Annotated in this window: 12 protein-coding genes; 4 read left to right on the plus strand and 8 right to left on the minus strand. The window is 70.8% G+C overall.

Annotated features, from left to right (window positions below; all coding sequences use genetic code 11):
* Positions 1–87 precede the first annotated feature (87 nt).
* The 6 genes from OG738_RS04085 to OG738_RS04110 form a co-directional block, all read right to left on the minus strand.
* Positions 88–1,254 carry a cytochrome P450 gene (locus tag OG738_RS04085; RefSeq protein ID WP_329051329.1) on the minus strand — a complete coding sequence of 389 codons (1,167 nt, stop codon included), beginning with the start codon at positions 1,252–1,254 and terminating at the stop codon, positions 88–90.
* Positions 1,255–1,292: 38 nt separating this feature from the next.
* Complete coding sequence (locus tag OG738_RS04090; protein WP_329051330.1) at positions 1,293–2,555, minus strand: methylaspartate mutase; 1,263 nt, start codon at positions 2,553–2,555, stop codon at positions 1,293–1,295.
* A gap of 34 nt (positions 2,556–2,589) precedes the next feature.
* Positions 2,590–3,066 (minus strand): cobalamin B12-binding domain-containing protein, encoded by a 477-nt coding sequence (locus tag OG738_RS04095; protein WP_329051331.1) that lies wholly within the window; start codon positions 3,064–3,066, stop codon positions 2,590–2,592.
* Positions 3,063–4,271, minus strand: a complete 1,209-nt coding sequence (locus OG738_RS04100) for a type III PLP-dependent enzyme (protein WP_329051333.1) — start codon at positions 4,269–4,271, stop codon at positions 3,063–3,065. The genes OG738_RS04095 and OG738_RS04100 overlap by 4 nt, the downstream gene beginning before the upstream one ends.
* Complete coding sequence (locus tag OG738_RS04105) at positions 4,268–5,716, minus strand: AMP-binding protein (protein WP_329051335.1); 1,449 nt, start codon at positions 5,714–5,716, stop codon at positions 4,268–4,270. Before OG738_RS04105 ends, OG738_RS04100 begins: the two co-directional genes overlap by 4 nt.
* A 199-nt stretch (positions 5,717–5,915) precedes the next feature.
* On the minus strand, positions 5,916–7,391 hold the full coding sequence (locus OG738_RS04110) for an AMP-binding protein (RefSeq protein ID WP_329051337.1): 1,476 nt from the start codon (positions 7,389–7,391) through the stop codon (positions 5,916–5,918).
* Between the two features lie 131 nt (positions 7,392–7,522).
* On the opposite strand from OG738_RS04110, the gene OG738_RS04115 reads away from it, so the two are divergent.
* Positions 7,523–7,768 (plus strand): phosphopantetheine-binding protein, encoded by a 246-nt coding sequence (locus tag OG738_RS04115; protein ID WP_284750721.1) that lies wholly within the window; start codon positions 7,523–7,525, stop codon positions 7,766–7,768.
* On the opposite strand, the gene OG738_RS04120 is transcribed toward OG738_RS04115, so the two are convergent.
* Together OG738_RS04120 and OG738_RS04125 are read right to left on the minus strand one after the other, a co-directional pair.
* On the minus strand, positions 7,761–8,720 hold the full coding sequence (locus OG738_RS04120; RefSeq protein ID WP_329051341.1) for an ACP S-malonyltransferase: 960 nt from the start codon (positions 8,718–8,720) through the stop codon (positions 7,761–7,763). The two genes, OG738_RS04115 and OG738_RS04120, sit on opposite strands and share 8 nt — an antisense overlap.
* A complete protein-coding gene (locus OG738_RS04125; protein ID WP_329051343.1) occupies positions 8,713–9,663 on the minus strand; it encodes a proline iminopeptidase-family hydrolase in 951 nt (316 codons plus the stop codon). Before OG738_RS04125 ends, OG738_RS04120 begins: the two co-directional genes overlap by 8 nt.
* A gap of 279 nt (positions 9,664–9,942) precedes the next feature.
* On the opposite strand from OG738_RS04125, the gene OG738_RS04130 reads away from it, so the two are divergent.
* The 3 genes from OG738_RS04130 to OG738_RS04140 are packed head-to-tail and all read left to right on the plus strand — an operon-like array spanning position 9,943 to position 12,982.
* Entirely contained in the window at positions 9,943–11,205 is a 1,263-nt protein-coding gene (locus OG738_RS04130; protein WP_329051345.1) for a nucleotide disphospho-sugar-binding domain-containing protein, read from the plus strand.
* Positions 11,196–12,311: a sensor histidine kinase gene (locus tag OG738_RS04135; protein WP_329051346.1), complete on the plus strand. Its 1,116-nt coding sequence runs from the start codon at positions 11,196–11,198 to the stop codon at positions 12,309–12,311. Before OG738_RS04130 ends, OG738_RS04135 begins: the two co-directional genes overlap by 10 nt.
* A 17-nt stretch (positions 12,312–12,328) precedes the next feature.
* Entirely contained in the window at positions 12,329–12,982 is a 654-nt protein-coding gene (locus OG738_RS04140; protein ID WP_329051347.1) for a response regulator transcription factor, read from the plus strand.
* Positions 12,983–13,002: the final 20 nt, after the last annotated feature.

The following is a 13,002-nucleotide window of genomic DNA, read 5'->3' on the forward strand; positions in this document are numbered from 1 at the left end:
GAGCCAGCACTCATGGTCGTCTTTTTCGATCGTAGGTCGGCGCGCTGCGCGGCCGGATCCCCTGAAAAGCGTTCTAGGGGCGGGAAGTCACCAGGCGATGCGCAGCAGCGAAGGCCCGCGCACGATGACGCCGTACTCCCACTTCACGCCCTCGCGCCCGTCCGCCAGCCGCAGGTCCGGGAACCGCGCCAGGATCGCCTTCAGCGCCTCCTGCAGTTCCAGCCGCGCCAGCTGCGCGCCGATGCAGTGGTGCGGGCCGTGGCCGAACGCCACGTGCGGGTTCGGCTTGCGCGTCAGGTCGATGCGGTCCGGGTCGGCGAACACCTCCGGATCGCGGTTGGCCGCGTGCAGCGCCGGGAGCACCGGGTCGCCCGCGCGCACCACGACGTCGCCGAAGCGGATGTCCTCGGTGGCGTAGCGGGCGAACATCGCCGCGGTGTTGATCGGCACGTACCGCAGCAGTTCCTCGATCGCCGTCGGCATGATGTCCGGGTTCGCCCGCAGCTGAGCCAGCAGTTCCGGCTGGGTCAGCAACGTGAAGACGAAACTCGGCAAGGCTGTCGACACCGTCTCGACGCCACCGGTCAGCAACCCCGCCCCGGCGATCGAGATCAGCTCGTTCTCGGTCAGCTTGTCCCCCGCGTCGCGGGCGTAGACCAACGCGCCGAGCAGGTCGTCGGTCGGCTCCTCGCGCCGCTGGGCCACCAGCTCGGCGACGTAGTTGTCCAGCTGGTCGCCGTAGACGTCGAGCACGTCGCCCTTGGCCGTGGCGTCGCTGACGAGCGCCTGGGTCCACTCGCGGAAGATCTTGTGGTCCTCCTGCGGCACCCCGAGCAGGTCGCAGATCACGGTGACCGGCAGCGGCCGCGCCAGTTCCTCGACGATATCGACTCCGCCGGCGCTGTCACCCTTCGTCTGCATGTCGTCGAGCAGGCGGTTGACCAGGTCCTTCACGCCGTCGCGCATCTGCTCGAGGCGACGCGCGGTGAACGCCTTGCTCACCAGGCGGCGCAGCCGGGAGTGGTCCGGCGGGTCCATCCCCATGATGCCGTCGCCCATCTGCTGGCGGCGCATCCGCGGCTGGTCGAGGCCCTGCGCGAGCTCCCGGCTGAACCGCGGGTCGGTCGTCACCAGCTTGACGTCGGCGTACTTCGTCGCCAGCCACGCCGGTTCGCCGAAGGGCAGCTGCACCCGGCTCATCGGCTCTTCGCGCTGCAGGACGTGGTACTGCTCGGAAACGGAGATCTCGTGCATGTCGAACGGATACGCACGGACTGTCCGGCGTGAACTCGTCACGACTCGCCCCCAATCGCTCTCATCGGTTGCTCCAGCGCCTCGGCGTCGAAGGTGTTCTGGACGTGGGAAAGCGCCGACATCAGCGTCGACGAGGTGATCCGGCCCGCGTGGTGGCTCTCCACCACGCGGCGCAGCGGCAGCGACCCGAGCTGGGACCAGCCGAGCCGGCCCGCCGGGTCGAGGTAGCTGCGTGCCTGCCCGGCGTTGTCCGGGTGCAGGCAGTACGGGACGTCGAGCAGGCCGCGTTTGAACGCGACCACGATCGCGCGGCCCAGGTCGGCATGGCTGTTCAGCACGGCGTCGACGAGCGCGTACGCCTCGCGGTAGACCTGGTTGTCACTGTCCACAGTGGCCTTACCGGAGACCGTCCGCGCCGCCGCGCCCGCGTGTTCCAGCGCTGCGACGTTCTCCGCGACGGTCGGGATCCGGTGCGCCTCGGCGGTGGTCTTGACGATCAGCCGTTCCGACCCGGTGCTCACGGCCAGCTCCGCCGCCGTCCCGAGCAGGCTCCGCGCGCCGTCGGACGTCCGCGGGAACAGGCCCATGTAGGCGTAGATCACGACGTGCCAGGTGGCCTCGGGCAGCAGCTCGGCGCACAGCCGGCGCAGCGCGGAGACCGCCTCCTGGTCCTGCGTCATGTTCGTCTGCTGCGCGTAGCTCACCGAAATACTGCGCACACCCTTGCGGTAGAAGAACAACGCCTCCAGCACCGACAGCGCCACCAGCTCGCTCGGCGGGCAGAGCTGGCCCATCATGCAGCCGCCGAACGTCTCCAGGTGCGGCCGGCCACCGGCGGCCAGCAGGAGGTCGCAGCACTCCGCCCAGTTGCGCACGCTCTCGTCGAGGGGCGTCCGGCTGTAGGGCAGGCAGTAGGACACCGGGCCGCCCTCGGTGGCGTGCAGGCCGGCGGCGATCATCGCGCGGAAGATGTCCGCGGGCCGCGCCGAACCGTGGCGCACCTGCACCGGGAAGTCCGGGCCTTCGAGGCCGTCGAGCATCGCGCGGGTGACCTCGGCCGGGTGGTTGACGATCGGGTAGCCGTTGAGGGCGATCCCGTTGCGCAGCGCGTGCGCCACGGACGCGGTGTCGCAGACCCGGGTGTAGCTGTCGAGCGTCACAGTGCCGACGGTCGCGGCGGCCGCACTCTTCGTGGCGGCCAGCCCGGCGCGCATGACGGCCGGATCCGCGAACCCCATGCGGGGCTGCACGACGAGTTCGCCGGCAGCATGACGTCGCGCGACGAACTCTTCGAAGCTCATGCCGCCTCCGCGGGAAGAAGCACGTCGGCGGTGCTCACGCCTCCACCTGGGTCGCCCCGGCCGAAAGCGTCGCGGCGAACCGGCGGAACGACGCCGCACCCTGCTGGTCGTCGAAGACCGCGTCGAACCCGGCGAGCAGCAACTGCGCGGTCTCTTCCGCGGTCAGCGCGCCGCCGACGCCGAGCTTGCCGCCGATCACCACCGGCATCGCCCGCAGCTCGGGGAACGCCCGCAGCCGCTGGATGACGCGCAGGCCGTCCTGGTGGCCGTGGCCGTTGACGCTGCTCAGCACGAGCATCGCCGGGCGGCGGCTCAGGCACTCCGACTCCAGCAGCTCGTCCGGCACGCACGCGCCGAGGTTCACGACGTCGAAGCCCAGTTCGCCGACGAGCAGTTCGAGGTAGACCAGGTTCCACGTGTGCGCGTCCGAGGCCATGCTGCTGACGATCACCGTGCGCCGGGAAGGCCCGGTGGCGACTCCGCCGCCGTAGGAGTGCAGTTCTTCTGTCATGGCGAAACCTCGTAGACACGCTGGTAGTCCAACCGCGACACCGAGACGACCTCGTCGCCGCGCACCACGACCTCCGTCGGCGCGGGCCGGCCGAGGAAGCTGATCAGGCTCGCGGTGACGCCGTAGGCGCCGACGTTGGGCACGGTGACGACGTCGCCGGGAGCCAGCTCGGGCAGCTTCGCCGCCTTGGCGAGCGAGTCGCCGGGAGTACACAGTGGACCGACGAGGCTGCCCGGCACGTCACCGGCTTCCTCGATGCCGACGGCCGCGGGCAGCAGCCGCCCGATCCCGGACAGCCCGCCGACGACGTTGATCCCGGCGTCGAGGACGACGAACCGGCTGCCGCGGCTGTCCTTGACGTTCACCACGCCGGCCAGCAGCGAACCGCAGCTGCCGGACAGGTAGCGGCCGGACTCGCAGGCCAGCTCGATCCCGCCGGCGCGCCACTCGGGCAGGTGCAGGTCGAGCAGCGACTCGAGGCCCGAGCGGAGCTTCGGGTAGTCGGTGCGCGGGCCCGGGACCGCGTACGGCGAGGAGAACCCGCCGCCGATGTCGAGGATCTCCAGGGGCAGCCCGACCTCGTCGCGCAGCCGCGCGGCCGAGGTGAGGACGAACTCGTACTCGCCGAGCAGGGCGTCCTCGTCCTGGGCGTTGCTCATGGTGAAGAAGTGCGCGCCGACGACCCGGGCGCCCGGTACCGCCTTCAGTGCGGGCATGATCTCGGGCAGCGTCTCGGCGTCGATGCCGAACTGCGACGGGCGGCCCATCATCCGGATGCCGGTGCCGCCGCTGCTCGCGGTGGTGTTCACGCGCAGCAGCGCGGACGCGGTGACGCTGTGCTTCTCCGCGGCGGCCCCGACGTGCTGCAGGTCGGTCAGCGACTCGACGGAGAACAGCCGGACACCGGTGGCGATCGCGTGCTCCAGCTCGGCGTCGGTCTTGCCGGGTCCGGTGTAGAGGATCCCGGCCGGGTCGAACCCCGCCTGCAGTGCGTTGGCCAGCTCGCCGGTGGAGCTGATCTCCGCGCGGCAACCGCCGCGGCGCAGCTCGCGGGCGATTTCGGGATGGGGGTTGGACTTAAGCGCGTAGAACAGCTGGAAGCCTTCGGGCAGCATGCCGAACAGCTGGTCGCGCGACTCGGCGACGACGTCGAGGTCGTAGACGTAGGTGGGCGTGCCGTGTTCGGCGGCGATGTCGCGGCTCATTTGCGGGCGCCTTCCACGAGCAGGGCGAGTTCCTTCGTGGCGTTCTTGCCGTGCGCGGTGAGCGGGAACTCCTCGACGACGTGGCACAGCGACGGGACCTTCTGCGGCTCGAGGCGCTTGGCCAGCTCGCGCAGGACCGTCGTGGGCGGCAGGTCGGTCTCGACGCAGAGGGCGAGGTCCCGCGTGTCGCTCGGCGGGATCGCACCGGCCGCGCGGACCCCCGGAATGTCCATCGCCGCCGCCTCGATTTCCAAAGTGGACATCCGGATGCCCTTGCGCTTGAACATGTCGTCGCGGCGACCCTCGAAGTAGAGGTAGCCGTCGGCGTCGAGGCGGCCGTAGTCGCCGGTGTGCAAGCGGAGCTCGCCGGTGGCCTCGTCGCGACGGAAGGCGCGGGCGGAGATCTCCGGCGCACGCCAGTAGCCGGGCATGACGTGCGGGCCCGCGGCGACGATCTCGCCGATGTCCCCGGCCGGCAGCTCGGTGCCGTCGGCGGCGAGGATCAGCACGGACGTGCCGGGCAGCGGCAGCCCGGACGAGCCGGGACGCTCGGTGTCCTCTTCGGGAGGCATGATCGTGATCCGCTTGCACTCGGTCTGCCCGAACTGGCGGACGACTTTGGCTCGCGGGAAGGCTTTCCGAAGCTGGGCGATGGTGGCGTCGGGCAGGGCGGCGCCGGTGTTGGTGAACAGCCGCACGGGCGCGGCCGGTGCGGTGTCACGGGCGGCGAGCGTGGCGATCATGGTGGCGAGCGACGGGACGATCGGCACGACGGTGGCCCCGACCTCGCGCATCCGCTGCAGCAGCCGCAGGTCCGACTCGGCGTCGGCGAGCACGATCTCGCTGCGGCCGACGGTGGCCATCAGGACTTTGTAGAGGCCGTAGTCCCACGACATCGGGAACCGGCAGAAGACGACGTCGTCGCGGCGGTAGCCGAGGACTTCCTGGATCGCGCGAGTGGCGAAGGTGACCTGGCGGTGCGGGCCGATCACGCCCTTCGGCGCGGCGGTGCTGCCGGAGGTGTAGACGAGAACGGCGATGTCGTCTTCGCTCACCTCAACGGCTTCTGCTTTGGTGCCGCGGGCCGTCTCGACCTCTGTCCAAAAGGGACTGAACTCGTCGAGGGTGAGCACCAGCACGGGTTCGGCGTTGGCCACGACGGAGTCGAAGTGGAACTTCTTCATCGCCGGGTTGATGGGCACGAACACCGCGCCGCGGCGCGAAGTGCCGTAGAAGAGGGCGACGAGCGCGCGATCGGTGGGCAGCTGCACGACGACGCGGTCGCCGTGCCCGACCCCGCGGCGCGCGAGCACCACGGCGACGGCGTGGCTCCACGCGTCGAGCTCCGCGTAGGTCCACGCACCGGCGCGGTCGCGGACCGCCGACGCCCCGGCCGCGTCGGCCGCCGCGGCGTCGAGCAGAGAATGGACCAAGGAATCGTTCACGACTGCCACTCCTCGAAGGATCACCGTGCCGGGCGGAAGACAGCCCTCCGACGCTCCGAAAGCTAGCGGCGCCGACCTGCGGATCCACACCCCTAACGGCCCCTAACCACCCTCCCGGGCCCGGGCACGCCAAAGCGGTCGTGAGTGGGAAACAGTGTTCTAACCCTGTTTCCCACTCACGACCGCTGCGGGAGACTGCTCAGACGGGGGCCGGGGCCAGGAGGTCGGCGGCGCGGGCCGCGAGGGTCTTGCGGTCGATCTTGCGGTTGGAGTTCAGCGGGAACTCCTCGACGTGGCGGTAGTGCCGCGGGATCACGCCCTCCGGCAACACCGCCCGCAGCGCGCGGACCAGCTCCAGCACCGGGCGTTCCCCGCCCGTGTAGAACACGAACAGCTCGGTGCCCGCGTCCCCGGCCACCCCCAGCGCCACCGCGTCCTGGATGCCGCAGTCGCGCAGGGCGTGCTCGACCTCCGTCAGCTCGATGCGCCAGCCCAGCACCTGGACCTGCGAATCCAGCCGCCCGAGGTAGGCGAGATCCGTGCCGGAGAGGCGACGGCAGCGGTCGCCGGTGCGGTAGAAGCGCTGGCCGTCGTGCTCCAGGAACCGGCCCTGCTCGTCGGCCGGGTCCAGGTAGCCCGGGGTCATCTGCGGTCCCGCGATGCACAGCTCGCCCTCGTCGGGGTCCGAGCCCAGCAGCACGTAGTCGTGCCCCGCGTGCACGGAACCGATCGGCACCACGCCGTTCACCGCGACGCGCGGGGTCTCGACGTCGTCCCAGCGGTACCCCGACACGGTCACCGTCAGTTCGGTGGGCCCGTACAGGTTCTCCACGATCGACGACGACGCCGCGGCTCGCCAGTCGGCCGTGTCCCGCACGGTCAGCGCCTCGCCCGCGAAGAAGCTCCACCGCAGCCCGGGCAACGCGCCCGGGGTCAGGCCGCCGGTGCGGCGCACGAGGTCGATCGCACTCGGCGTCGAGAACCACACGGTGAGCCCGCGTTCGGCCGCGAACCGCGGCAGGTTCCGGTACGCCCCGCCCGGCAGCACGACCGCCGGCGCGCCCGCGCCCCACGCGCAGAACAGGTCGAACATCGCGCAGTCGAAGTTCAGGTCGAACGTCTGCGAGAACACGTCGTCCGGGGTGAAGTCGTAGCGCTCGTCCAGCAGGCCGAAGTAGTGGTCGAGCGCCGCGCGCCCGATCCGGACGCCCTTGGGCCGCCCGGTCGAACCCGACGTGAACAGCACGTACGCGGTCTCCGACGTCGGCGTCAGCGGCGCCGACAACGCCTGCGACGCCCGCGGCTCGCCGAGCACCGGAACGCCCTCCGGCGCCACCGCGCGACCCCGCTCGTCCGCGACGATCACGTCGACCCCGGCGGCTTCGACCATCTGGGCCGTCCGCGCGGCCGGGAAGTCCGGGCGCAGCGGGACGATCGTCGCGCCGGCGTACAGCCCCGCGAGAATCCCCGCGTACGCCGTGACCCCCTTGCCCGCCAGCACCCCTACGGTGCGGGCGCCGCGTTCGGCGAGCGCGCCGCCCCACCGCAGCGCCAGCTCGTGCAGCCGTTCGTAGGTCAGCGCCTGGTCACCCACGTGGACGGCCACGCCGCCACCGGAGCGTTCGAGGCCGCGCAGGAACCGCGTGTGCGGCCCGCTGGGGAGACTCGTGTCCATCGTCGTCCTCCGCATTAGTAATAGGGGTGCCGATGCGTCGATCCGGGACGGCGACGCGCGGTAGAGTCCAAAACCGAACCGGGCGGTCGGTTTCCTCTCGGTAGATCCCAACCTAGCGATCCGGAGTAGCCATGTGGGACAGCACTTTCGACGAGACGCTGCGCTCGTACCTCCCGTTCCTGCCTGCCGAGGAGGCGTTGACCGCCGAGACGCCGCTGCGGGAGTACGGGCTGGACTCGCTCGCCACCGTGGAGCTGCTTTCCGTGCTGGAGCAGAGCTACAACGTGCGGTTCGAGGACGACGCCCTGAACCTGGAGACGTTCGAGAACCCCGGCCGGCTGTGGACCACGCTGGCCGCCCTGCAGCCCGCTAGCTGACGCGCGAGGGTCCTGCGCCCCGGCGGCGGGGCTGCAGGGCCAGGCGCGGGTTCACCGTCACGACCTCGAAGCGGCTCGTGGTGACGCGGACGCGCCCGAACAGCGTGTCGGGCCCCGCTACCCAGAGCTTGCGCACGCCGTTGTCCGCCAGCGTCGACACGACGTCCGGCCAGCGCAACGGCTTGACGATGCTGTCCAGCAGCATCGTGCGCACCTGCTCGCCGCTGCGCAGGATCGCGCCGTCCTGGTCGGCGACGATCGGCAGCAGCGGGTCGTGGAAGTCCAGGTCGCCCAGCACTTCGTCTTCCGCCTTGCGCCGCAGCGCGCCGAACGCGCGCGAGTGCAACGGCGGCCGCATCGTGTAGAGGGAGAGCCCGCCCATGCTGCGGACCGTCTGCTTGAGCCAGTCGAGGTTCTTCTCGCGCAGCGAGACCATGTAGAAGTCGTGGTCGATGTAGCACGAGATGTCGAACCACTCGCCCTTCCCCTCCAGCTGGGACAGGGCGTCCGTCAGCTTCTCCTCCGGGGTGCGGACGAACGAGTGCGTCACGACGTCGGTGTACTCGGTCGCGAAGAACTCGGTGAGGCAGCGGGCGAGCTCCGCCGTCATCCACACCGCGTCTCCGAAGGTCAGCGACCCGGCGTACACGCTGGCCGGCTTCTCCCCGAAGCTCGGACCCGTGCAGTAGTCCGGACTCATCCCCTGCTCCTCCTCGGCCCACTGGGCCAGGGCGACGCAGGTGAGCATGAACCCGACCTGCGCGTAGGCCGAGTAGTCGCCCTCGGTCTCGCGGAAGCGGTCGACCAGCGAATAGCCGAGCCGGTCGTTCGCCTGCGCGATCAGCTTGCGGGCGAAGGGATTGATGAGCAGGAACTTGCCGAAGTCGGCGAAGCGGCACGGGCTCATCCCGGGGAAGACGACCGCCGATCCCGGCCGGGTGGCCTCATCCATGGCTGGCGACCTCTCGTTCGGCGACCCGGCTCGCGGGTGCGGTGGGCTGGATGTCCTCGAGGAACCCCAGCAGGACTTCGCGGAACCGCTCCGGCTCCTCGAGGTGCGGGACGTGGCTGGAGTCCTCGAAGATCTCCCAGCGCACGTCGTGGATCCGGTCGAAGTACGGCTGGATCGTGACGGGGGTGGCTTCGTCGTGCCGCCCGGACACGAGCAGCGTCGGCACCTCGATGTCGTCGAGGTGGTCGATCACCGAGTAGTCCTTGAGCGTGCCGGTGACGGTGAACTCGCTGGGGCCGTTCATCGTGGCGTAGACGGTGTTGTCGTCGGCCATCTCCATGAACGAGGCCAGGTAGTCGGCCGGCCACGGCAGCACGCGGCAGACGTGCCGGTCGTAGAACGCGCGCATCAGCTCGAAGTACTCCGGCGCGTCGGTGGTGCCGGCGGCTTCGTGCGCCCGCAGCTGGTCGTCGACGCCGGGGGGCAGCTGTGCCCGCAGCACGTCCATCTCCTGGCGCCACAGCGGGTACGACGCCGGCGAATCGGCGATCACCAGCCCGCGCAGGCCGTCCGGGCGCTGCGCGGCGTGCCGCGCGACGACCAGGCCGCCCCACGACTGTCCGAAGAGGACGTAGTTGTCCTCGATGCCCAGGTGCTGCACCAGGTTGTCCAGCTCGTCGCCGAACAGCTCCGGCGTCCAGAAGTCCGCGCCCTTGCCGGGCAGCCGCGTCGAGCCGCCGCTGCCCAGCTGGTCGTAGTGGACGACCGGCCACCCGTGCTCGGCGAGCGAGCAGAGGTTCAGCAGGTAGTCGTGCGTGCTCCCCGGCCCGCCGTGCACCACGACGACGGCGGGCAGCTCGCCCCCGGCGGTGCCGGTGACCCGGTACCAGGTGCGGTACCCGCCGAAGGGAACCCAGCCCTTCGCGATGGGTGCCACGGCCATGCTCATCACCTCTTCGCTTCCCTCGCCCCGGCGCACGCGGCCGGACCCACGTTCCTGTCTAGTCGCCGCGAGCCCGTCGGAACCAGCCCCTAAGGGGCGTCTAAAGCCGTTCTAAGCCTGCTCGACCTGCCTAGCGCATGACGGAGCGCAGCGGAAGGAATCCTTGCCGGAACAGGGGTTCGGACCCCTACCGGTGGGCTGCCGGGTCGGCCTGGCGGCGCGGCGGCACTACCTTTTCCTTGTAGCGGTGTTCCGCCCCCGAGTTCGGAGAGTGCGTCGATGCGCGTCATGATGATGGTGTTCCCGACGAGGACGCACGTCTACAGCATGGCTCCGGTGGGCTGGGCGCTCGCCGCGGCCGGGCACGAGGTGCGCTTCGTCGGCCAGTGCAACCCGCGCGAGGTGGCGTCGTTCGCCGAAACCGGCCTCGACGCGATGTGGTTCGGCGACGAGCTGGACATCGCGCGCCACCGGCAGCTGCAGATGGACGGCGACAACGCCATGCAGGGCGGCTTCCGCATCTCCGAGAGCCGGCCCGAGCGCTACACCGAGGAGTACGTCCGCACGGTCTACGAGCACTGGGTCGAGGTCTTCCGCTGGACCACCCCGGATTCCCTGCTCGACGAGCTCGTCCGGTTCGCCAAGGGCTGGCAGCCCGACCTGGTCGTGTGGGATCCGATGATCTACGCCGCCCCGATCGTCGCGCATGTCCTCGGCGTGCCGCACCTGCGGATGATGTACGCGGCGGACCAGACCGCGCGGATCGCCGCGCAGTACCGCGACCTGCGCGCGGCCCACCCCGAGGACACCGCGCCGGACCCGTTCGTCGAGTGGATGTCCGCCGCCGTGGGCCGGTTCGGCGCGTCGTACGACGAGGCCCTGCGCCACGGAGTCAAGACCCTCGACTGCCACCCGTCCTACCTGCGCTACGACGGCGTCGACGTCGACTACGTGCCGGCGCGGTTCATCCCGCAGAACAAGCCGATGGCGATCCCGCGGTGGGTGCTCGAAAAGCCCGAGCGCCGGCGGGTCATGCTGACACTGGGCATCTCGAACCGGCAGGTGCTCGGCGTCGAGGAGACGTCGGTGGCCGACCTGCTCGACGGCCTCGCGGACCTCGACGTCGAGGTGATCGCGACGCTCAACGCGGCCCAGCTCGCGTCGGTGCAGAAGATCCCGGACAACGTGCGCGCGGTGGACTTCGTGCCGATGAACGAGCTCCTCGCGAGCTGCTCGGCCATCATCCACCAGGGCGGCGGGGCGACGATCGGCAACGCGGTCGTCAACGGCGTCCCGCAGCTCGTCATCCCCGGTACGACGTGGAGCGAGCGGGTGTCCGCCGTCGCGCAGGAGAAGCGCGGCAACGGCCTGGTGCTCGACCTCGAGGACGTCACACCGCAGTCCGTCCGAAGTGGACTGGAAAGACTGCTGGACGAACCGTCCTTCCGGGACTGCGCGCTCGAGGTCCGGGACGAGATGCTCGCGACGCCGACGTTGGACGACCTCGTGCCGGAGCTGGAACGGATCGCGCGATGCCGGTGACCGGGCGGCCGAAGGTGGTGCGCACCATCGGGTTCCTCATCGGGAGCCTGCCGGTGCGGATCGCCACCTTCGTGGTCGTGCTGGTCACCATGCTGCTCGGGATCGCCACCACCATGCTGTGGGTCGGCATCCCGATCCTGATCACGGCCACGTCGATGGTCCAGGGCTTCGCCGACTTCGAACGCCGCTGGGTGCGCACCATGCTCGGCGTCGACGTCCCGCCGCCGCGGCGCCGCGAACACGGCCCCGGGCTGCTGCAGACGTGGCAGGTCCGGCTGGTGGACCAGGCCACCTGGCGCGAGGTGAACTACGTGCTGCTCGCGTTCCCGCTGGGCATCGTCGAGTTCGTCGCCGGGATCGTCTCGGTCGCCGTGCCGCCGTTCGGGATCTTCGTGGCGCCGCGGATCGGCGCGATGCACGCCGCGCTGACGGCGTCGATGCTGGGGCCGGACCGGACGCAGCAGCTCGAAGCCCGCACGCGGCAGCTGACGGACTCGCGCGCCCGCGGCGTCGATGCCGTGGAGGCCGAACGCCGGCGCATCGAACGCGACCTGCACGACGGCGCGCAGCAGCGGCTGGTGGCCGTCGCGATGAGCCTGGGCCGCGCGCAGCTGAAGCTCGACCTGGATGACCCCGCCGCTGTGCGCGAGCTGATCGGCGCGGCGCACGCGGACGCCAAGCTCGCGGTGTCCGAGCTGCGCGACCTCGCCCGCGGGATCTACCCGCCGGTGCTGCAGGACCGCGGCCTCGACGCGGCGCTGTCGTCGCTGACCGCGCGGATGCCGATCCCGGTCGACGTCGAGGTGAGCGTCGACCCGCGCCCGCCCGCGCCGGTCGAGACCACGACGTACTTCATCGTCAGCGAGACGCTGACGAACATCACGAAGCACGCGGGCGCCGACCGCGCATCGGTGCGCGTGACCCGCGACGACGAGACCGTGGTCGTCGAGATCGTCGACAACGGTCACGGCGGCGCCGACGTCCGCCCCGGTGGCGGCCTGGCCGGCCTCGCCGACCGGGCCGCGACCATCGACGGCGTGCTCACCGTGGTCAGCCCGGTGGGCGGCCCCACGGTGGTGCGCGCCGACCTGCCCGTCCGCTGGTGAACTCCCGGGAGAGCGAAATGCGTGTCGTCATCGCCGAAGACTCGGTCCTGCTGCGGGCCGGCGTGCAGAGCCTGCTCGCCGACGTCGGCATCGAGACCGCGGCCGCGGTGTCCAACGGCGACGACCTGCTGGTCGCCGTGCGCGAGCACCAGCCGGACCTCGTCATCGCCGACGTCCGGATGCCCCCGACGTTCACCGACGAAGGCCTGCGCGCGGCGATCGCGGCGCGCAAGGAGGTGCCGGGCCTGCCGGTGCTGGTGGTGTCGCAGTACGTCGAGGGCAGCTACGCGGTCGACCTGATCGCCGAGGGCACGTCCGGCGTGGGCTACCTGCTGAAGGAGCGCGTCGCCGACGTGGCGGACTTCCTGGAGGCGGTCCGCCGGGTGGCCGACGGCGGCTCGGCGATCGACCCGGACGTCGTCGCCCAGATGCTGTCCCGCAACCGCGACCCGCTCGAACGCCTGACGGCTCGCGAGACGGAGGTCCTCGGGCTGATGGCCCAGGGACTGTCGAACGCGGCCATCGCGAAGGGCCTGGTCGTCACGCAGGGCGCGGTGGAGAACCACATCAGCAACATCTTCGCGAAGCTCGGCCTCGAAGCCAGCCGCGACCAGAACCGCCGCATCCGCGCGGTACTGACCTATTTGGACAGCACGACCGTCCGCACCTGAGGTCGTGAGTGAGAAACGGT

It is taken from the genome of Amycolatopsis sp. NBC_01488 (genome assembly GCF_036227105.1).
GTDB lineage: Bacteria > Actinomycetota > Actinomycetes > Mycobacteriales > Pseudonocardiaceae > Amycolatopsis.

What these genes read in the sequence shown, in the direction of transcription:
- OG738_RS04085 (WP_329051329.1), bottom strand. Translation starts at nt 1,254, where the DNA reads ATGCACGAGATCTCCGTTTCCGAGCAGTACCACGTCCTGCAGCGCGAA.
- OG738_RS04090 (WP_329051330.1), bottom strand. Translation starts at nt 2,555, where the DNA reads ATGAGCTTCGAAGAGTTCGTCGCGCGACGTCATGCTGCCGGCGAACTC.
- OG738_RS04095 (WP_329051331.1), bottom strand. Translation starts at nt 3,066, where the DNA reads ATGACAGAAGAACTGCACTCCTACGGCGGCGGAGTCGCCACCGGGCCT.
- OG738_RS04100 (WP_329051333.1), bottom strand. Translation starts at nt 4,271, where the DNA reads ATGAGCCGCGACATCGCCGCCGAACACGGCACGCCCACCTACGTCTAC.
- OG738_RS04110 (WP_329051337.1), bottom strand. Translation starts at nt 7,391, where the DNA reads ATGGACACGAGTCTCCCCAGCGGGCCGCACACGCGGTTCCTGCGCGGC.
- OG738_RS04115 (WP_284750721.1), top strand. Translation starts at nt 7,523, where the DNA reads ATGTGGGACAGCACTTTCGACGAGACGCTGCGCTCGTACCTCCCGTTC.
- OG738_RS04120 (WP_329051341.1), bottom strand. Translation starts at nt 8,720, where the DNA reads ATGGATGAGGCCACCCGGCCGGGATCGGCGGTCGTCTTCCCCGGGATG.
- OG738_RS04125 (WP_329051343.1), bottom strand. Translation starts at nt 9,663, where the DNA reads ATGGCCGTGGCACCCATCGCGAAGGGCTGGGTTCCCTTCGGCGGGTAC.
- OG738_RS04130 (WP_329051345.1), top strand. Translation starts at nt 9,943, where the DNA reads ATGCGCGTCATGATGATGGTGTTCCCGACGAGGACGCACGTCTACAGC.
- OG738_RS04135 (WP_329051346.1), top strand. Translation starts at nt 11,196, where the DNA reads ATGCCGGTGACCGGGCGGCCGAAGGTGGTGCGCACCATCGGGTTCCTC.
- OG738_RS04140 (WP_329051347.1), top strand. Translation starts at nt 12,329, where the DNA reads ATGCGTGTCGTCATCGCCGAAGACTCGGTCCTGCTGCGGGCCGGCGTG.